The following is an 18,256-nucleotide window of genomic DNA, read 5'->3' as shown; positions in this document are numbered from 1 at the left end:
TCAAGATACTGAAATATAAGGTAAAAATGGAGGCGCGGGTCGGAATCGAACCGGCGTACACGGAGTTGCAGTCCGCTGCATGACCACTCTGCCACCGCGCCTGGAAAGATCGAAGGAATCGGATCTTTTTGCTCTCAGGTGGGCATTGAGAGACTTGGAGTAATTGGAGCGGGAAACGAGATTCGAACTCGCGACCCCAACCTTGGCAAGGTTGTGCTCTACCAACTGAGCTATTCCCGCTTTCTTGTTCCCGGAGCAATGCCCCGACAACGGATGCGTATTCTACGGATTACAGTGGTGTCGTCAATACCTTTTTTTAAGTTTCTGTTTTAACGAAGATTTGTGCACGAAATTTAACCAGCATCTCCCTGCAGCTTCAATGCTTTCAGATCCCGTGGTTCCACACCCAGATCCTGCCATTTTTCGGGATGGCAGGTAAACAGCAATATCTGGTGCCGGTTTGCGGCATCGAAAAGAATCCGCTTCATGCCTTCCAAGCGGTCTGCATCACTGTGCACCAGCGTGTCATCCAGAATGATCAGCGTCGGGCGCCCTGCCTCCTGCAACAGGTCGGCATAGGCGAGGCGGCTGATCAATCCCATCTGTTCGCGGGCGCCGAAGCTCAGTTCGGCCATCTGTCCCAGCTCTGAGCCCCGGCTGAATTTGCCGGGCATCAGGTTTTCATCCACTTCCAGATTGGCCTCGGGGAACAGCACGGTAAGGTAATGGTCCAGATGCTTCTGAAGCGGTGCCTGCAATCGGCGGGTCAGTGCCTGGCGTTTTTCTTTCAGCAGGTTCAGCAGTAAATCCAGCGCTTTTGCCCGCCTGTCTAGTTCAAGATAGCGGCGGCTCACGTGCTCCAGCTCCGCTGCTTTTTCGTTGTGTTGTTCTTCTAGCCCTTCCGCACCCCAGGCTTCCAGTTTTGCCCGAATCTCGCTCAACTCCAGGGCGCGCTTCTGCTGGGCTTTTTCCTGTTGTTCGGCGGTTGCCCTGTATCGTTCAATGTCCTGTTTTAATAGCTCCGGGCGCGCTTCGCTGATTCTTGCCTCGCGCTCTTTCAGGGCGGTTTCGAGTTCTGCCTGCTGTTTCTCAACAGCGGTGATATCCCCGGTCAGCTTTTCCATCTGCTGCTGGCGTTCAGGATTGTTCAGCTCGTCTTTCATTCGCTGCCACTCACGGTGAGCGGCGTCGCAGGTATGCCGGAGTTTCAGTAATTCGGTCTCGTGGTTACGCTGTCGTGATTCTGCTTCGGCTAATCGTGTCTCTGCCTGTTTAAGATCAGCTTCCACATGGCTGAGCGGCCTGGTATCTGCGGTATTCCAATCAACAGCCATAGCCTTAAGTTCGGCGCTACGGGCTTGCAATTCATCTTCAACTTCCTGCTTCATCGAATTCAGATGATCTGCCCCATTCGGGGCCAGGGATTTCAGAAGCTCATCAAAACGCTGAACTTGCGCCTCGGCCTCTTGCAGGCGCGCCAGTTTTTGTTCAGCTGCCTCAACGGATTCAACCGCCAGTGTGGCCAGTTGCTGTGAAACCATTTGCTGCAGGCGTTCGAGTTGGCGGCGGAGGCTCGCAAGGTCGTCACCGCCGGGTTGGATGCCCAGGCTGCCGAAGCCCGGGATTTCAAGAAGACCGGGTTCCAACAGCAGCTTTTCACCATGCCCCTCAATGCTCTCCCCATTCAATGTCAGGTCTTTGCCGGGGTTTAGATTCCAGGTAACGCGGGTTGCAATGGTCTGGATGCGTATATTTGCATCATCGAGTTCACGTTGATTCTGTTTTAGTTTACGTAATACATTGACATCAATGATATTATCACTTTTTATCTTGCGGAAGGATTCCAGTGACGCCTGAATTTCCCGAGCTTTTTCCTGGCTTTGTTTCAGTTTGGAGAGTTCTGCTTCCAGCCTCGCGCAGTCCTTCTGCAGGCGCTCCCGCTTATCTCTTAGGTGGGCTTGTTGCACCGCATCAGCAGCCTGTTGGTACTGGTTGCGGGCAGCCTCAACAGTTTTCGCCAATTCGGGGCTGGCGAGCTCTTCCTGCTCCAGTTGTTTTTTAGCCTTTTTATAAGTCTGGTAACGCAACTCAAGTTGTTCGTTCTGGTTTTGCCAATGCGCCCGGCTCTGTTGCAGCAAGGCGAGATTTTGCTGTAACTGTTTGAGGGCGTCCTGTCCCCGGGCCTGCTTTTCCTGCAGCGCCTCAACTTCCCGGTATTTTTCTTCCGCCCGCAGCATACCGCGCCTGGCTTCTTCCCAGGGCCTGTCCCGGTTTGCCTGTTCGTGCTCCGCGGCAAGACTGCCCAGGCGATCAACCTGCGCCTTGTATTGCTCGACACGGGATTGCAGCTCCGCAACCTGCTCCTGCAATGTATGCCGGGCATTTGCGAGATCAAGGTAATCGCCTCTCGGGCGGCCAGTGGACGTCAGCAATTCCTTGCGTTGTTGTTCCACCGCTTGAATAATTTCATCTCCACCACTGCTGGCGACTTCACCCACCAGACTGTTCAAGGCGGATTTCAGGTGGCCGCCGGCGTGCAGAACCGCCTTTTCAATATCCTGTCCGGTGCCCTGTTCAACCCAGAGCAAACCCGGAATGCCCCAGTGTTCTTCTTTACTCGCGCCTTTTTTGGGGAACTGATAACCCAGCAATTCTGCAAGCTTTTCTTCCGCTTCCTCGCCGCTGAATGATGCGCTATCAATCAACAGATCACAGCGATGGCGTTTGAGGAAGCGTTTGTCCAGTTGCCAGCGCTGGCCATTGTGCTCAAATACCAACTCAACTGTTGGTGCGGCGGATGAGTCACCCCAGGGCGCCAGGTCTTCTGCAGATTTCGACCGGTAACGTTCGAAAAAGGCAGCCCGAATGGCCCGTACCAGGGTGCTCTTGCCGGATTCGTTGGGGCCGTGGATCAGGTTGATACCCGGTTTCAGGCTATCCAGCTCCAGGCCTTGCCTGAACTGACGAAACTGCTCAACCCGTAAACGTTGGAGTTTCATTGGGCAGCCCCCGCATGTTTTGACTTGAGCAGGCTTGCAAGTATGGCCAGCGCGTCCCGGGCTGTTGCTGCCTCATCATCTTTTTCGCTGACCTGCTGGGTTTCCCGCAACTGTTGAACCACTTCCCCCAGATAGCCGTCTGCCTGCAGTTCGGCAATGTCGTCCTCGGTGGGTTCAAGCTGCAGTTTGCTGCGGTCGCAGGTCACACTTCGGAATCGCGCCTCGGCGATGGCCAGGGCCTCAGTCAGTTTCTGGTCCCCCGCCAGCGTGAGAGTGCCGCTCAGTTTAATATCCAGCACCGAGGCCTCAGGCAGTTGGTTAATGCGATTGAGCAGATCATCCACATCGGAAGGCACCGAAAAGCTCTCCTGCCACTGGTGCCATTGATAACGGGCCGTCTTATGGCGGGAAATCTGCGGTGTCGCGCCCGGTGTGTCGATATCAACAATCAATACGTAGCCGGCCTCGTTATTGCGAAAGCGCTCCGGTTCCGGTGTTCCGCTGTACCAGGTACGCTCATTGATTTGTTTGGTGCCATGCCAGTCACCCAGGGCAAGGTAATCCAGTTTCGCAGTGGCGGCTCTGTCTGGCGCAATGGGATTCGTGGAATCAATATCTTCAGGCAGTACGCCCTGCACGCTACCATGAGCCAGGCCGATGCGAAGCAAGCCGGGCGGGGTTTCCATCTGGTTGAAAGGCGCAGTCAGGTCACCGTAGGTGTGGCGCTGGGTTAAAGGGGCGGCCAGCACTGCCATGCCCTGCTCCGGTAACCGGATAACACCGGGCTCAAGCAGCAGATGTACATTATCCGGAACGGCATCAAGCCGTTTTGCCCGGGTCCAGACACTCTCTGCCAGCGCCGCATCATGGTTACCAGGCAGCATGATCCAGGGGCCGGAAAAACCTTTCGTGGCATTGAAAACCCGCCGGATTGTGCGATCAGCGACGGTTTGTGCATCGAACACATCGCCAGCCACCAGCACGGCATCACACTGATGTTCCGTAGCCAGCGCGGCCAGGCGTTCTATGGCCTCATAGCGGGCTTCAACAAGCGCAGCGCTGTCTTCCGTATCGAACCTGCTGTAGGTGCGGCCCATCTGCCAGTCCGCTGTGTGCAAAAATCTCGGCACCTGCCTTCTCCTTGCTTCTTAGCCTTATTACCCTTTTACCCTTTTTATCCTTACCGACCGCCCGCATGTTACACTTTATTCAACTCAACGGGGTGCCAGGCAAATGCCGGGCTGAGACCATACCCGCGGAACCTGATCCGGATTATACCGGCGAAGGGATTGAGCACTCGCCCGCGTTGGCGGGGCCCGCGACATGGCTGCCCTGGAATGGCTCCCCCTTTTCTGTTGCGGAGGTTACAACACCATGCTCATCCGGGCATTCACACTGGGCCTGCTTGCTCTGGCTTCTGCGTCGGCCATGGCTCAGCAAACACCGGCCCTCACAATTTATACCCACCCTTCTTTTGCAGCCGAATGGGGTCCGGGGCCAGCTGTCAAGGAGGCCTTCGAGCAGACCTGTAACTGCACGATCAACTACGTTGTGCTGGACAGCGGCGGTGACATTCTTCAGCGTTTGCGCCTTGAAGGCAAAAGTACCCAGGCCGATCTGGTACTTGGCCTGGATACAGGCACGATGGAAACCTCCCGCCAAACGGGTTTGCTGGGCAACCACAAGACAGACCTCTCACCCCTGGATTTGCCCATCAACTGGCAGGATCCGGTTTTTGTGCCTTACGACTGGGGCTACTTTGCATTTGTTTACGATACCGAACAACTGCCCAACCCGCCGGCAAGCCTGGCAGCGCTGATTGCGGCGCCTGATGACCTGAAAATCATTATCCAGGACCCGAGAACCAGCACCCCCGGCCTCGGCTTGTTGCTCTGGATGCGCCATGTGTACGGCGACCGGGCCCCCGAAAAATGGCAGCAGCTCAAAGGCAAAATCCTCACAACCACCAAAAGCTGGAGTGATGGCTATTTCTCACTGTTCATGAACGGTGAGGCGCCGATGATCCTTTCCTACAGTACCTCCCCGGCATACCACATGGCGATGGATAACACCGATCGTTACCAGGCCGCTGAATTTGAGGAAGGCCATTACCTGCAGGTTGAAGTCGCTGCCCTGGTTGCATCCTCGGCTCAGAAAGAACTCGCGCGGGAGTTTCTCGAATTCATGCTGACCCCGGGCTTTCAGCGCCACATTCCCCTGAAAAATGTGATGTACCCCGCCATAGATCTTGGGGACGAGCTGCCGGATGTGTTCAATCATTTGATTCAACCCCCGGAAGCACGTTATTTCGAGCCTGAGACAGTGACCAATAACCGGCGCCAGTGGCTGAACGAATGGCTGGATGCCATGACGCGTTAATCGAAGCATATGAATAACCCCATGCGCCAGCAACGGCACTCCCGACTCTATTCTGCGCCATTTGGCCACCCCGCCTGGCAGCTGTGGCCCGGATTGACCATGGCGAGTGCTCTGGTGGTTCTGGCCATAGCCGGGCTTGGAGCTCTGATTCTGGAAGCCTCATTACCGGATGTGGCTCAGCTCTGGAACAACCGGTACCTGCGCACGGTCGTAACGTTTACCGCCTGGCAGGCGTTTCTCTCCGTGGCACTCAGCCTGCTTGTGGCCATCCCGATGGCCAGGATTCTGGCGCGACAACCGGTATTTCCCGGCCGTGGATTGTTGCTGCGGGTAATGGAGCTGAGCCTGGTTCTTCCCTCGATTGTTGCGGTATCCGGCCTGGTGAGCGTTTACGGGCGCCAGGGATGGCTCACCGTATTAGCCAACGATCTGGTCGGCGCATCCTGGAATCTCTACGGCATTAACGGCATCGTGCTCGCACACGTGTTTTTCAATGCGCCTCTGGCTGCGCGGATTCTTCTACAGGCCATCGAAGGTGTACCAGCCTCCCAGCACCGGGTTGCAGCGCAACTCGGGCTTGGCCGCAGGTGGTATTGGCGTGCCGTAGAGTGGCCGGCAGTCAAACCTGTATTGCCCGGCCTGGCGGCACTCGTTTTCACCCTGTGTTTTACCAGTTTTGCCATTGTAATGACCCTTGGCGGAGGGCCTGCAGCCACCACAATTGAGGTCGCCATTTATCAGTCCCTCAGGTTCGAGTTTGATGCAGGCCAGGCCGCCCTGCTGGCCATGGTGCAACTGATTATCTGTGGGTTTCTCTGGTGGCTGGCCGCCCGCCAGGGGCTTACCGCGTCACTACTTCCGGACAGGCGGGTTGCCTCACACAAAAGCAAAACCGGCAGCTCCATCGGAGCGCGCCTGGCAGACGGCTTTTTTATCGTGCTGTTCGTGCTTTTTCTGGCGATGCCTCTGGTTGCTGTTTTTATCAGGGGCTTGCCAGGGATGGGTTCAGCATTTTTTCCGGAGGGTTCATTTGTTGCAGCCCCCGCTTTGCTTGATGCCACAGCCAGAAGCCTCGCCATCGCTCTGCCTGCCGGGCTGATGTCGGTGAGCGCAGCCTTGCTGATTCTGGCATGTGGCAGCAGTGCGCCCAACAAGGCAATCACACGGCTTACCAATGTGGCGGCCTACCTGCCGCTTATGGTGCCACCACTGGTTTTGGGCACCGGGCTGTTTTTACTGTTCAGGCCAAGCCTTGGCAACTCCAGCCAGGGGCTGGTACTGGTCACGCTTATCAATGCCATGATGGCATTGCCCTTTGTGTTGCAGATGCTCAGAGGCCCGTTGGCCAGCCTCGATGCAGCCAGCCGGCAACAAGCTGATCAGCTTGGTATTCTGGGCTGGTATCGCTGGCGCTGGCTGCACTGGCCAAGGCTGCGCAAGCCACTGGCCCTGGCCATGGCCTATGGCACGGGATTGTCACTGGGCGATTTCGGGGTAATTGCCCTGTTCGGAAGCCCGGGGGAGCCTACCCTGCCAGTGCTGCTCTACCAGCAACTGGGCAGCTATCGTATTGATGCCGCCGCAGCAACCGGTTTGTGGTTGGTACTGCTTTTACTATCGCTTTTCGGGCTGTTTAACCGGCTGGGTTCACCGCTGTTCAGAGGCCGCCCGTTCGCTCACTCTCTCAGCACCGCACCGGAGCCGGAACATGCTTGAGGTGAAAAACCTGGTTTTTGCCTATCCTGGCCAGGATACCCCCTGGGTTTTCAATTTTACTGTTTCCCCGGGGCAGTGCATTGCCGTACACGGTGCCAGCGGGTCGGGCAAATCGACGGTGATGAACCTGCTGGCCGGTTTTCTTGAGCCACAATCCGGCGATATCCTTTGGCAAGACAGAAGTATCCTCAGTCTGCCTCCATGGCAACGGCCGATGACCAGTGTCTTCCAGGAGCACAACCTGTTCGAGCATCTTGATGTGCAGACCAACATTGGCCTGGGCATACACCCCGGCCTCAAACTCTTGCCGGATGACCAGCAGGCAATCGAAAACGGGTTGCAAAGTGTCGGCCTGGGCGGTTTGGGCAAGCGATTGCCCGGAGATCTTTCGGGCGGGCAACGACAGCGTGTTGCACTGTTGCGTGCGATTCTTCGCCAACAGCCCGTACTACTTCTGGACGAGCCACTCACCGGGCTCGATAGTGAAGCGCGGGATCTTCTCAGGCAGCTTCTATTGGAGCAAAAAAGCCGGGGTACGATTATTATACTGGCCAGCCATGATAAAGAAGACCGCCGCATACTGGCAGATAGCGTCTACAGACTCTAAGCTAGTAAGCTAACAAACCGGACAACCCAACCTTTGGATTTCTGAACCCGTGCCCAGAAGTACGAGTGCTGGCAAAACTGAAAACTCATCATCGAATCGCCGTGTGACAGATTCCCTGACAACGCAGGGCGACACCCTGACTATCCAGGGGGACTGGACCCTGGCTGATTATCAAGCGCTTAAACGGAATGTTGAGGCTTATTCCGGCGAGCAGTGGAGCGCCGAAAACATTGAGCTGAAAAAACTGGGGCGGGTTGATACAGCCGGCGCCTCGCTCCTGGCAACCCTGCTGGGGCCAGGAATACTTGGCGCGTTGGCGGAACAGGAAGGCACGCTCCCCCGCGAGCAACGCGCACTGCTTCACGCGGTGGCAGAGGCCATGCGCGACACACCGGCTCCCGAACCGGAAGGTCTGGCGCCCGTTGCACACTTCCTGACGGAAACCGGCAAGAAGGTTGAGGCAATCTGGCACCTCTCCTACCTGCTTGCCGGATTTATCGGCCAGATTATCGCAACACTGTTTGTTGTCTTGCCCAGACCCAGGCGCTGGCGTGTTACACCGTTTATAGCCGCAATACAGAACACCGGGCTCAACGCGCTCCCCATCGTTGCGCTGCTCACCTTTCTGGTGGGCGCGGTTGTGGCCTTCCTGGGTGCCACGGTTCTGCAAGACTTTGGCGCGACCATTTACACGGTCAATCTTGTGGCCTTTTCGTTTTTACGGGAGTTTGGTGTACTGCTTGCCGCAATTTTGCTTGCGGGCCGCACCGCCAGCGCCTTTACCGCGCAGATTGGCGCCATGAAAGTGAATGAAGAACTGGACGCCATCCGCACACTGGGGCTGGACCCGGTTGAACTGCTGGTTATTCCCAGAGTGCTGGCGATGATGGTGAGCCTGCCAATTCTTACCTTTGTAGGCATGCTTGCAGGCCTGGTAGGCGGCGGGCTGGTCTGCGCGATTGCCCTGGATATATCACCAGCGCAATTCATGGCAATTGTGGAAAGGGATATCGCGCTCAAACACTTCCTTGTGGGTATGTCGAAAGCTCCCGTTTTTGCGTTCCTGATAGCAGCCATCGGCTGCCTGGAAGGGTTCAAGGTGGGTGGAAGCGCCCAGTCGGTTGGCACACACACAACATCCAGCGTGGTCCAGTCCATTTTCATGGTTATTCTTCTGGATGCCATAGCAGCTCTCTTCTTTATGGAAATGGGCTGGTAACCTATGGAAAACCCAATAACCCAAAACACCGGAACCAAGCCAGCGCCCGTCATCGAAGTTAGGGATCTTGATAACCGCTTTGGAAACCATGTGGTCCATCACAACCTTGATCTCGACCTGTTCAAAGGCGAGATCCTTGGCGTTGTTGGTGGTTCCGGAACCGGGAAATCCGTCTTGCTCAGGAGCATTGTCGGCCTTCTCAAGCCGTCGCAGGGTCATATACGGGTATTCGGAAAAGACCTGGATAAACTTGGTGCTGGCGAGCGCTCAGACGTTGAGCAACGGTTTGGCATTCTGTTCCAGCGCGGCGCCCTGTTCAGTTCGCTGAACGTGCTGCAGAATATTGCGCTGCCCCTGATTGAGCATTGCGGTCTGCCGCGCCCGGACGCAGAAGACCTTGCCCGCATGAAACTGGCGCTGGCCGGCCTGCCGGCTGATTCCGCGCTCAAGTACCCGTCAGAACTATCCGGTGGTATGGTCAAGCGTGCGGCTCTGGCGCGGGCGCTTGCAATGGATCCTGAAGTTCTGTTTCTGGACGAACCGACCGCCGGCCTCGACCCGATTGGCGCAGCGGCCTTTGACAGGCTTATTGTTACTCTTCGGGATGCACTGGGGTTGACCGTATTCCTGGTCACCCACGATCTGGATACGCTGTACACAACCTGCGACCGCGTCGCGGTTCTGTCTCAGAAGAAAGTTCTGGTTGCAGACCGGATTGAAACCGTAGCAACCACAGATGACCCGTGGATTCAGGACTATTTTCAGGGCCCGCGCGGGCGAGCCGCCAGTTACGCATCCGGAGCTCAGGAAAAGAACCGCTCACGGGAGTAGGAGTTTATGGAACCGAAAGCACATCACCTGATCATTGGTTTGTTTACGCTGATCGCTACCGCTGCAGCATTAATATTTGCGCTGTGGCTCGCCAAGTCGTCGGCTGATCGCGAGTGGGCCTATTACGAAATTCTGTTTGGTCACGCGGTGAGCGGTCTCGCCAAGGGCAATCCGGTTCTTTACAGCGGCATTGAAGTCGGCAATGTACTCGATCTCAGGCTGGACCAGGACAATCCCGGCCATGTACGCGTGCTGGTGCGCGTGGAGGAGAATGTTCCGGTACGGGAAAACACCCGTGCCGGAATGGTGCTGACCAATATTACCGGTAGCATGAGTGTCCAGCTCAGTGGTGGCAGTAAAGACAGCCCGATACTGAAAGGCACCAGAGAGGATCCGGCGCTGATTACCGCCGAGCCTTCTGCTTTTAATAGCCTGCTTACCAATGGCGAAGCACTGCTGACAAAAGCGGAAACCCTGCTCACCACCGCAAACAACCTGCTCTCCGAAGAAAATACGGAAAACCTGACCGCCATTCTCCGCAACGCCAAAGAAGCAAGCGACTCCCTGCTGGGCAGCCGTGACCAGCTCATGGCACTGTTCCTACGCATGGATGACGCAGCCAGGCGCACTGCCGAAGCAGCCTCGAGGGTGGCTGCGGTCTCGGATAACGTCAATGTCCTGCTCCAAACCGAAGGAAAGTCAGTGCTGACCAGCATGAATGCGTCTCTGGAAAGGGTCCAGGAAACAGCAACCCGCATTGACCGGCTAACCAAAGTAAACGAAGGCGCGCTCGATTCCGGCCTTCAGGGTATGGCCGAGCTGGCACCGGCCCTGCGAGAATTGCGCAACACCCTCAGAAATCTGAACCAGTTTACCCGTCGCCTGGAACAAGACCCAACGCGAACCATCTGGGGCGGCCCTACAATCAAGGAGGTATCTCAGTGACCAGAACCCCTGCAAGGACTTTCAGGGCTGTGGTCCCGGTGCTGGTTGTGTCGGGGTTGATGGCAGCCTGTTCGGTTTTTCCGCTACCCGAAGCCCCAAGGGTAATGGATTTTCCGGTGCCCCATACACGGCAAACCAGTGACAACAGCCGGCCACAAAGCCTTCGGATTGACACGCCCTTTGCCTCAGAGCCATTCAACAGCACTCACATTCTGGCCAAGCCTGAGCCGTGGGAGTTCCGTGTGTATGGCGGTGTAAGGTGGCGCGATACAGCCCCGGTCATCCTCAGGGACATGCTGGTGGGCGCATTCAGGGAAAGCTCCAGCTTTCATGATGTGACCATGGATACGGGCCCTGGCAATACGGATCTCACCCTGGCTACGGAAATTACCGCGTTCCACACGCTCAGCCAGGGCGCCAGCACCCGTTCCACCGTTGCCATCTATGCACAACTGATTGATAACCGCTCGCGGGCAACTCTTTGCGCCAACAGCTTTATTGTCTCCTCGCCTGCAAAAGACGCCGGTATAGAATCCGTAGTTCAGGCCTTCGGCGCCACGGGGAAACAACTCGCTGAAGAAGTTATTGACTGGGCCACGGCGTGCGCACCACTCCCTGCTCAGCCCTTGCCCGGGAACAGGTCTGGCCAGGCTGCCTTGATGTAAAGCCCCATGGACCAGAGGGTGAGTACTGCAGCAACGTATAACAGTGCCACGGCGAGCTGGGACAGCAACTGCCCCGGAGGAAACGCCAGCAGACCTACGATGGCGGCCATTTGCGCCGTGGTTTTGATCTTGCCGATGTACGACACCGCAACACTTGCCCGGCTGCCGATTTCTGCCATCCACTCCCGCAATGCCGAAATAACGATTTCCCGACCGATGATCACCGTTGCCGGTATGGTAAGCAGAATGGCCGAATATTCCTGAATCAATAGCGCCAGGGCAACCGCCACCATGAGTTTGTCGGCAACCGGGTCGAGAAACGCACCAAAGGGTGTGCTCTGGTCAAGTTTACGGGCAAGATACCCGTCCAGCCAGTCCGTCAAAGCAGCTATGGCGAAAATGGCAGCACTGGCCAAATAGCTCCACTGCACAGGAAGGTAAAAAACCACCACAAAAACCGGAATCATAATGATGCGGGAGAGTGTGAGCAGGTTGGGTAAATTCATACAGTTATTACTCATCGTGCAGTGCTGCGTATATGTTTTCAGCCAGTAATTTGCTGATGCCCTGAACCTTGGCCATTTCATCAATACTGGCTTTGCGTAGTTCCTGTATGCCACCAAAATACCGGATCAGCTCCCGCCGGCGCTTGGGGCCGATGCCCTCAATGCCTTCAAGAGTAGACTGACGGCGCTTGCGGTCGCGGCCTTTACGGTGCCCGGTAATGGCAAAGCGGTGGGATTCATCCCTTATGTGCTGAATCAGATGCAAGGCCGGTGAATCGGCAGGAACCCGGAAAACATCGCCTGTCATGGCGTCAATCAATTGTTCCATGCCCGCACGTCGGGTTACGCCCTTGGCGATGCCGATCAGTGGAATGTCAGAAATTCCAAGTTCGTCAAACACTTCCCGGGCAATGTTCAACTGCCCCTTACCACCGTCGATAAACACCAGATCAGGGCGCTTACCCTCGCCTGCAACCATCCGGCGGTATCTGCGTGTCAGCACCTGGCGCATGGCGCCATAATCATCGCCGGCGGTCACACCCTCGATATTATACAGCCGGTAATCACTTTTCAGGGGCCCATTCTCATCGAAAACGACGCAGGATGCGACGGTATTTTCACCGTGGCTATGACTGATGTCGAAACACTCCATCCGAGACGGCGTTTCCGCAAGCTCCAGCATGTCCCTTAGTGCCAGTAAACGACGATAGACGGTTTCCTTGCTGGCAAGATGGGTAAGCAGGGTCTGCCGGGCATTGGTCATGGCCAGCTCCAACCAGCGGCGGCGCTCCCCACGCACATTCCCGCGTATGCGGGTCTCACGGTTTGCGGCATCGGACAGCGCCTGGGCCAGCAGCTCCTGACCCTCAACCGCAACGGGCACCAGCACGTCGCGCGGGATCTCGCGCCGCGTGTTGCCACCAAAATAGTATTGCCCCAGAAACGCGCTAAGCAGTTCACCCTCGGATTGCTCAAGGGAATACCGGGGAAAATAATCCTTGGTTCCCAAAACCCTGCCACCACGCACAATAATAACCACGATGCAGACGATTCCGGCATCCTGGGCAATCGCAATGACATCTGCGTCACCACCTCCGCCATCAACCGCTTGTTGCTCCTGCACGTGGCGCAGGTGATTTATCTGGTCCCGGTAAGCGGCGGCCTTTTCGAATTCCAGGTTCCTGGCAGCGGCTTCCATGGCATCCATAAGATTTCGGATGATCGCCGGGTTCTTGCCCTCCAGAAACATGGTGGCGTGGCGGATATCCTGCAGGTAATCTTCAGGCGAGATGAAGCCGACGCACGGTGCTGTACAGCGGTTGATCTGGTACTGCAGGCACGGGCGGGTCCGGTTTCTGAAATAGCTTTCACTACAGGATCTTATACGGAATACCTTCTGTAAAACATTAAGACTTTCCTTGACCGCACCGGAACTCGGGAAGGGCCCGTACCAGGTACCTCCCCCCTTTTTTGTACGCCCACGCCGAAAGGTCAGCGACGGGTAATCACTGTGGGATGACAGGTAAATATAAGGATAGGATTTGTCGTCCCGGAGCAGGATGTTGTAGGGCGGGCGCAGAGACTTGATGAGATTCTGTTCAAGCAGCAACGCTTCGGTTTCACTGCCGGTAATGGTCACTTCAATGGAAGCAATCTTTGCGACCAGAGCTTCTGTTTTTGGCGCCAGGCCGGTCTTGCGGAAATAGCTGCTGACCCGTTTTTTCAGGTTTCCTGCTTTGCCCACGTACAACACAGAGCCGCCTTCGTCGTACATTCGGTAGACGCCGGGCCGCTCGGTAAGCTGTTTCAGGAAGTATTTGCTGTCGAACTCCCCGCCGCTTGTGCCGGGGACATCAGACCTTATGGGCATCGAGTAACCCGAGCCGCACTGCCATCAGGGCCAGTTCAACATCGCTGGAGATCTCCAGCTTTTCAAAAATCCGGTAGCGGTAGCTGTTCACGGTTTTCGGGCTGAGGCATAGCTTGTCCGAAATGTCCTGCACTTTCTGGCAGTCCACCACCATCAGGGCGATCTGCATTTCCCGTTCGGAAAGGCGGTCAAACAACGATAATTCGCCCTCCTCTTCCTTGTCGCCACCCAGTTGCTTCAATGCCATTTTCTGGGCAATTTCCGGGCTGATGTAGCGCTGCCCCGAATGGGCCATGCGAATGGCACGAACCATCTCCCGGATATCGGCACCTTTGGTGATATAGGCCGTGGCTCCGCTTTGCATGACCCGGGCAGGATATGGGTCGTCGGCGCAGGCTGTTACCACGATCACACGAATGGTGTCGTCAATTCTCAGAATGCGACGCGTGGCTTCCAGGCCTCCAATACCTGGCATCCGGATATCCATGAGTACGATATCCGGGCGCTGTTTACGTACAAACTCAATTGCGCCCTCACCAGACGATGACTGGCCAATCACATCAATATCGGGATTGTCCGCGAGCATCCGGGTTATCCCGGAACGAACCAGCTCATGGTCATCTACAACCAATACCCTGATCAAAATTCACCTCGCACACCGCTTTCGGAAATCAGCGAGATTGTACCGTTTACAAGCGCCGCCGGGTAGGTGCAAACCGAAATACACCGAGAGGTTAACAATTACTCCGGTACACCAAGACCCGCGGTGTTCTCCACCGGGTCGAACCAGACCACCAGATCGCCACGACTGACGGCCGCCAGAACACGGCTGCGTTCGGCCAACGGGTTTTCAGTGTCATTCAGGCCGTGATAACGGGTGCAGTACTCTTCTGCCAGGCCTGTCAGTTGTTCTTCCGTCAAAAGCGCCTTATCCACAATGAACTTTTCTTCCCTGGGATCCGGCTGCGGCCTGTGCGCGGTCTCGTCATTCATAACATCTCCTCTGGACCCCCTCATCTTAAGGATTATGCTCCGAAAGGAGAACCCTCACCCACTTTCAAAATCCGCCCCGATTCTCTATTATCCTCCGGTTTCCATAACGTTTGGATGCTAATGAACTCCCGGGTATTTCGTCTCACACTTCCGATTCTGTTCGGCTACCTTCCGCTCGGCATGGCCTTCGGGGTGCTGTTCACCACCCAGCTTGACTACGCGTGGTGGGCGGCACCTCTGATGGGTGTGTTGATCTATGCGGGAGCCGGGCAGATTCTGGCCGTCAGTCTGCTGGCGGCCAGTGCCGGGTTGCTGGAGGTGTTCATTGCCATGTTTGTTCTTAATGCGCGGCACCTGTTCTATGGCCTGTCGTTACTGGGGCAATTCCGGGGTGCAGGCTGGCGCAAGCTCTACCTGATTTTTGGCCTTACTGACGAGACCTACTCGCTGCTGACCAGCCGGTCGCGCTCACAGGACACCATGCACGAACTGGATGTTGATTTTCGTATTACGGCCTTCAACCAGTTTTACTGGGTGATTGGTTGCACTCTGGGCGCGCTTCTGGGTCGCAGCGTGGCTTTCGACAGCACGGGAATCGAATTTGCACTTGTGGCGCTGTTTATAGTGCTCACAATCGAACAGCTCAAAGCCCTGGGGGACGCCTTCCCGGTCTGGGCCGGCGCAGCGGCTGCGGGTGTTGCAATGGTATTGCTCCCGCCGGCTCACCAACTGATCGGCGCCATCGCGATAGTGACTGCTGTGCTCTTGCTGCAGTACCGTAACTTGCGGGCAAGGACCGCTGCGGAGGAGAGCAGCCGTGTCTGATACTGCTTACCTTTTTGCCTTCATTGCTGTGGCCGCCGTTGCAACCTTTGCCACCAGGATTATTCCTTTCCTGTTTTTCGAGCGTCATACCGAACACCCGCTCGTCAAACATCTGGGGCGTTACCTGCCAGCGGCGGTTATGGCCTTGCTGGCCACGGTGTTTTTGCAGCGCTCGGCGGATTGGTCTGCACCTTTACCCGGCTTTGATGCCGTTTTTGCGGGTGTGCTTGTTGTTATCATTCATCTTTGGCGCCGAAATGCCCTGCTTTCCATCGCGGCAGGCACTGCGGCCTACATGCTGATACGCCAGACCGGCATATTGGAATCCGGGCTCGCGGGCTGAAACGCGTTGCATCAGCGTTAAGCTTCCAGATTGGCCACCAGCCTCGAATCACTCAAAGCTGCGGTGCGGTGCTTTACTACGCCTTTATACTCCGGGCTTTCAATCATCGCCATAAACGCATCAATTGAGGGGTAGCGCACAAGCAGAACCTGATCCCAGGATTCATCTGGTGGAGCAATCAACGAACCAACGCTGCGACCGGACCATATGACTTCGGCACCCACAGCGCTTACACAAGCCGCCGCCTCGCGCATATACAGCTGATAAGCTTCCCGCCCGCTGCGTTCGCCGGGCTCATTGTCATAATTCGCTTTGTCGCGAAACCTTAGCAGGTTGAGCATTACCACAGGCTGGTCTTTGGGAGTGTCCGCCAAAACCTGCTTCAGCTGCTCCGGTGTGGGGTTAACGGCCTTCATGGGAACTCTCTTGCACGGTTATGTTTCGCATCACTATAGCCCACCCACCATGGCTTGCAGCAAACCATTTCATTACCTTTCCGTCAGATCTATGATATGGCCCTCATTCCCCAGCCCACTGGCCAACCTGAATGGATTTGATCAGCCTTTTTCAACAAACACTGGAAACTACTCTCCCGGTTTTTGCCATGGTGTTTATCGGGCTCGGGCTTCGACGGATCGGCTGGATAGACGACAGGTTTGTTCATACCGCTTCAGCACTGGTTTTCAAAGCAACACTGCCCACACTGGTTTTCCTCAGCATCATAAAAGCCGATCTCAGCACCGCCCTGAATCCCGGCCTTCTGGTGTTCTATCTGTTTGCGACACTCGCCAGTTTCGCACTGGCCTGGCTGTGGGCGCGCTGGCGGGTTGTTCACGAAGATCGTGGTGTTTATGTGCAGGGAGCCTTTCGGGGAAACTGCGGCATTGTCGGCCTGGCCCTGGCCGCAAACCTTTACGGCGACTTCGGGCTTTCGGCGGGCAGCATTCTGCTGGGGTTGGTCATTCTCTCCTACAACGCACTTTCAGTCATTGTGCTTACCACCTACCAGGCGGGAGCAACCCCGGAATGGCGCCACATCCTCAGGGACATACTGCGCAATCCCCTGATACTCTCCGTGTTTGCGGCCATACCGGTGGCATGGCTTGATCTGCAGTTACCTGAATGGGTGCTGACCAGTGGTGATTACTTTGCGTCTCTCACGCTGCCACTGGCTTTGCTGTGTATAGGTGCAACGGTTTCCTTCAGCGCGCTTCGCCGCAACAGTTCAACAGCGTTCAGCTCTGCGTTGATGAAAATGGTAGTCCTGCCGATACTGTGCACCGCTACAGCGTGGGCCTTGGGCTTCTCAGGCCCCGAGCTGGGGCTGATGTTCCTGTTCTTCGCCAGCCCTACCGCGGCTGCGAGTTTTGTGATGGCAAAAGCGCTCGGAGGAAACGACCGGCTGGCGGCGAACATCATTGCCATTACAACCCTGATGGCGAGCGTCACCATAACCTTGGGGGTATTTGTCCTGAAAGGCGCGGGGATTATCTGAGCCCGGCCATCCACCCCTCAGGGGCTCTCTGTAATTCGCTTCAGCCTTGAAAAACCGCGCTTGCACCCATCCAGATAACCGGATCCGAACAGGTTGTAGTGGTTCAGGTAATGGTAGAGGTTATAGATATCCCGTTTCTGCTCGTAAACGGATGAACGCAGATAAACCCGGTCATAGGCTTGATAGAATGCCCGGCCAAATCCACCAAACATTTCCGTCATCGCCAGATCGGCTTCCCGGCCACCGCAATATACTGCCGGGTCGATAAGCCAGGGATGCTCTGCGTCGAACAGTACATTGCCACTCCAGAGATCTCCGTGCAGAAGGCTTGCGTGAGTGCTGTGTTCGTCCAGCCAGTCAGCCAGGCGCTCTCCGTGATGCCTCAGCACCTCACTGAATTTTTCGCGTATAGCAGGCTCCCGGATCCCGGACACCTGATATTCAAGGCGATCCCTCACGAAAAACTCACCCCAGGTTGCCGACCAGTGATTCGGTTGTGGCGAGAGCCCTATGAAATTGTCGCTGGCCCAACCATACTGCGGCTTCGGAACCCTGTGCATTTGCGCAAGGCCCTCACCCAGCTCTTCAAGTGAGGCAGCGGTTGGGGAGCGGGAGGCAATAGCCTCGATTTCCATTTCGGATTCGCCGACACTGAGCACCTCGGGAATCCGAATGCCGGATACGCCTGCATCGCGAAGAGCTTCCCTCAGGCTTTCCAGGCCCTCTGCTTCACAGATCAGCGCATTTGCGTACCCTGTTTCGTTACGCTTTCTGAATACGCCAGACATAATCGCAATTCTCCTTGGACACGCTCGCTGCCAAACGTTAGATTCGAACATCTTGGCATCTCGAGCATTCAGCGA

The 18,256-nt window shown here is 56.2% G+C and carries 18 protein-coding genes, 2 tRNA genes and 1 riboswitch; of the genes, 10 read left to right on the top strand and 10 right to left on the bottom strand.

All coding sequences use genetic code 11. From position 1 onward, the window contains the following. Positions 1-27: 27 nt before the first annotated feature. From CDH48_RS08520 to CDH48_RS08505, 4 genes are all read right to left on the bottom strand, one after another. Positions 28-101 (bottom strand) — tRNA-Cys (locus tag CDH48_RS08520). A gap of 63 nt (positions 102-164) precedes the next feature. Continuing rightward, a tRNA-Gly gene (locus tag CDH48_RS08515) sits at positions 165-240 on the bottom strand. A 113-nt stretch (positions 241-353) separates the two neighbouring features. Continuing rightward, positions 354-2,999, bottom strand: coding sequence for an AAA family ATPase (locus CDH48_RS08510; protein WP_100688309.1), 2,646 nt, complete (start codon positions 2,997-2,999; stop codon positions 354-356). Continuing rightward, positions 2,996-4,129 carry a metallophosphoesterase gene (locus tag CDH48_RS08505; protein WP_100688308.1) on the bottom strand — a complete coding sequence of 378 codons (1,134 nt, stop codon included), beginning with the start codon at positions 4,127-4,129 and terminating at the stop codon, positions 2,996-2,998. The genes CDH48_RS08510 and CDH48_RS08505 overlap by 4 nt, the downstream gene beginning before the upstream one ends. Positions 4,130-4,207: 78 nt before the next feature. Beyond that, a riboswitch (TPP riboswitch) is annotated at positions 4,208-4,305 on the top strand. Between the two features lie 68 nt (positions 4,306-4,373). On the opposite strand from CDH48_RS08505, the gene thiB reads away from it, so the two are divergent. The 7 genes from thiB (at position 4,374) to CDH48_RS08470 (ending at position 11,361) form a co-directional block, all read left to right on the top strand. Next, positions 4,374-5,378 carry a thiamine ABC transporter substrate binding subunit gene (thiB, locus tag CDH48_RS08500; RefSeq protein ID WP_100688348.1) on the top strand — a complete coding sequence of 335 codons (1,005 nt, stop codon included), beginning with the start codon at positions 4,374-4,376 and terminating at the stop codon, positions 5,376-5,378. Positions 5,379-5,387: 9 nt separating this feature from the next. Continuing rightward, positions 5,388-7,094, top strand: a complete 1,707-nt coding sequence (gene thiP / locus CDH48_RS08495) for a thiamine/thiamine pyrophosphate ABC transporter permease (RefSeq protein WP_319826652.1) — start codon at positions 5,388-5,390, stop codon at positions 7,092-7,094. Then, positions 7,087-7,701: a thiamine ABC transporter ATP-binding protein gene (locus CDH48_RS08490; RefSeq protein ID WP_100688307.1), complete on the top strand. Its 615-nt coding sequence runs from the start codon at positions 7,087-7,089 to the stop codon at positions 7,699-7,701. Before thiP ends, CDH48_RS08490 begins: the two co-directional genes overlap by 8 nt. Positions 7,702-7,804: 103 nt before the next feature. After that, the gene (locus CDH48_RS08485; RefSeq protein ID WP_100688306.1) at positions 7,805-8,920 is read left to right on the top strand and encodes an ABC transporter permease; all 1,116 of its coding nucleotides are present in this window, start codon (positions 7,805-7,807) and stop codon (positions 8,918-8,920) included. Positions 8,921-8,923: 3 nt separating this feature from the next. After that, complete coding sequence (locus tag CDH48_RS08480; RefSeq protein ID WP_100688305.1) at positions 8,924-9,751, top strand: ABC transporter ATP-binding protein; 828 nt, start codon at positions 8,924-8,926, stop codon at positions 9,749-9,751. A gap of 6 nt (positions 9,752-9,757) precedes the next feature. Next, positions 9,758-10,696, top strand: coding sequence for an MlaD family protein (locus CDH48_RS08475; protein ID WP_100688304.1), 939 nt, complete (start codon positions 9,758-9,760; stop codon positions 10,694-10,696). Then, a complete protein-coding gene (locus CDH48_RS08470; protein WP_100688303.1) occupies positions 10,693-11,361 on the top strand; it encodes an ABC-type transport auxiliary lipoprotein family protein in 669 nt (222 codons plus the stop codon). Before CDH48_RS08475 ends, CDH48_RS08470 begins: the two co-directional genes overlap by 4 nt. On the opposite strand, the gene pgsA is transcribed toward CDH48_RS08470, so the two are convergent. The 4 genes from pgsA to CDH48_RS08450 form a co-directional block, all read right to left on the bottom strand. Then, positions 11,316-11,867, bottom strand: coding sequence for a CDP-diacylglycerol--glycerol-3-phosphate 3-phosphatidyltransferase (pgsA, locus tag CDH48_RS08465; protein ID WP_100688302.1), 552 nt, complete (start codon positions 11,865-11,867; stop codon positions 11,316-11,318). The genes CDH48_RS08470 and pgsA overlap by 46 nt on opposite strands. A 7-nt stretch (positions 11,868-11,874) precedes the next feature. Next, positions 11,875-13,737, bottom strand: coding sequence for an excinuclease ABC subunit UvrC (gene uvrC, locus CDH48_RS08460; protein ID WP_100688301.1), 1,863 nt, complete (start codon positions 13,735-13,737; stop codon positions 11,875-11,877). Further along, on the bottom strand, positions 13,721-14,380 hold the full coding sequence (uvrY, locus tag CDH48_RS08455) for a UvrY/SirA/GacA family response regulator transcription factor (protein ID WP_100688300.1): 660 nt from the start codon (positions 14,378-14,380) through the stop codon (positions 13,721-13,723). The genes uvrC and uvrY overlap by 17 nt, the downstream gene beginning before the upstream one ends. A 98-nt stretch (positions 14,381-14,478) precedes the next feature. Further along, positions 14,479-14,730, bottom strand: coding sequence for a hypothetical protein (locus CDH48_RS08450; protein ID WP_100688299.1), 252 nt, complete (start codon positions 14,728-14,730; stop codon positions 14,479-14,481). Positions 14,731-14,850: 120 nt separating this feature from the next. On the opposite strand from CDH48_RS08450, the gene CDH48_RS08445 reads away from it, so the two are divergent. Further along, a complete protein-coding gene (locus CDH48_RS08445; RefSeq protein WP_100688298.1) occupies positions 14,851-15,555 on the top strand; it encodes an AzlC family ABC transporter permease in 705 nt (234 codons plus the stop codon). Next, positions 15,548-15,898, top strand: a complete 351-nt coding sequence (locus CDH48_RS08440) for a branched-chain amino acid transporter permease (RefSeq protein WP_100688297.1) — start codon at positions 15,548-15,550, stop codon at positions 15,896-15,898. The genes CDH48_RS08445 and CDH48_RS08440 overlap by 8 nt, the downstream gene beginning before the upstream one ends. A 17-nt stretch (positions 15,899-15,915) precedes the next feature. Here the strand turns inward: CDH48_RS08440 and CDH48_RS08435 are convergent, their stop codons facing one another. After that, positions 15,916-16,314, bottom strand: a complete 399-nt coding sequence (locus tag CDH48_RS08435; RefSeq protein WP_100688296.1) for a DUF1330 domain-containing protein — start codon at positions 16,312-16,314, stop codon at positions 15,916-15,918. A 131-nt stretch (positions 16,315-16,445) separates the two neighbouring features. On the opposite strand from CDH48_RS08435, the gene CDH48_RS08430 reads away from it, so the two are divergent. Beyond that, complete coding sequence (locus CDH48_RS08430; RefSeq protein WP_100688295.1) at positions 16,446-17,393, top strand: AEC family transporter; 948 nt, start codon at positions 16,446-16,448, stop codon at positions 17,391-17,393. A 17-nt stretch (positions 17,394-17,410) separates the two neighbouring features. Here the strand turns inward: CDH48_RS08430 and CDH48_RS08425 are convergent, their stop codons facing one another. Continuing rightward, entirely contained in the window at positions 17,411-18,181 is a 771-nt protein-coding gene (locus tag CDH48_RS08425) for a fructosamine kinase family protein (protein ID WP_100688294.1), read from the bottom strand. Positions 18,182-18,256 lie beyond the last annotated feature (75 nt).

The organism is Marinobacter aromaticivorans, assembly GCF_002806975.1.
GTDB classification, from domain to species: domain Bacteria; phylum Pseudomonadota; class Gammaproteobacteria; order Pseudomonadales; family Oleiphilaceae; genus Marinobacter; species Marinobacter aromaticivorans.
Note: the sequence above shows the minus strand (reverse complement) of the source record. Positions and strands in the feature narration are given on the sequence as shown.

What these genes read in the sequence shown, in the direction of transcription:
- thiP (WP_319826652.1), top strand. Translation starts at nt 5,388, where the DNA reads ATGAATAACCCCATGCGCCAGCAACGGCACTCCCGACTCTATTCTGCG.
- CDH48_RS08475 (WP_100688304.1), top strand. Translation starts at nt 9,758, where the DNA reads ATGGAACCGAAAGCACATCACCTGATCATTGGTTTGTTTACGCTGATC.
- thiB (WP_100688348.1), top strand. Translation starts at nt 4,374, where the DNA reads ATGCTCATCCGGGCATTCACACTGGGCCTGCTTGCTCTGGCTTCTGCG.
- pgsA (WP_100688302.1), bottom strand. Translation starts at nt 11,867, where the DNA reads ATGAATTTACCCAACCTGCTCACACTCTCCCGCATCATTATGATTCCG.
- uvrC (WP_100688301.1), bottom strand. Translation starts at nt 13,737, where the DNA reads ATGCCCATAAGGTCTGATGTCCCCGGCACAAGCGGCGGGGAGTTCGAC.
- CDH48_RS08445 (WP_100688298.1), top strand. Translation starts at nt 14,851, where the DNA reads ATGAACTCCCGGGTATTTCGTCTCACACTTCCGATTCTGTTCGGCTAC.
- CDH48_RS08510 (WP_100688309.1), bottom strand. Translation starts at nt 2,999, where the DNA reads ATGAAACTCCAACGTTTACGGGTTGAGCAGTTTCGTCAGTTCAGGCAA.
- CDH48_RS08480 (WP_100688305.1), top strand. Translation starts at nt 8,924, where the DNA reads ATGGAAAACCCAATAACCCAAAACACCGGAACCAAGCCAGCGCCCGTC.
- CDH48_RS08435 (WP_100688296.1), bottom strand. Translation starts at nt 16,314, where the DNA reads ATGAAGGCCGTTAACCCCACACCGGAGCAGCTGAAGCAGGTTTTGGCG.
- CDH48_RS08430 (WP_100688295.1), top strand. Translation starts at nt 16,446, where the DNA reads ATGGATTTGATCAGCCTTTTTCAACAAACACTGGAAACTACTCTCCCG.
- CDH48_RS08490 (WP_100688307.1), top strand. Translation starts at nt 7,087, where the DNA reads ATGCTTGAGGTGAAAAACCTGGTTTTTGCCTATCCTGGCCAGGATACC.
- CDH48_RS08425 (WP_100688294.1), bottom strand. Translation starts at nt 18,181, where the DNA reads ATGTCTGGCGTATTCAGAAAGCGTAACGAAACAGGGTACGCAAATGCG.
- CDH48_RS08450 (WP_100688299.1), bottom strand. Translation starts at nt 14,730, where the DNA reads ATGAATGACGAGACCGCGCACAGGCCGCAGCCGGATCCCAGGGAAGAA.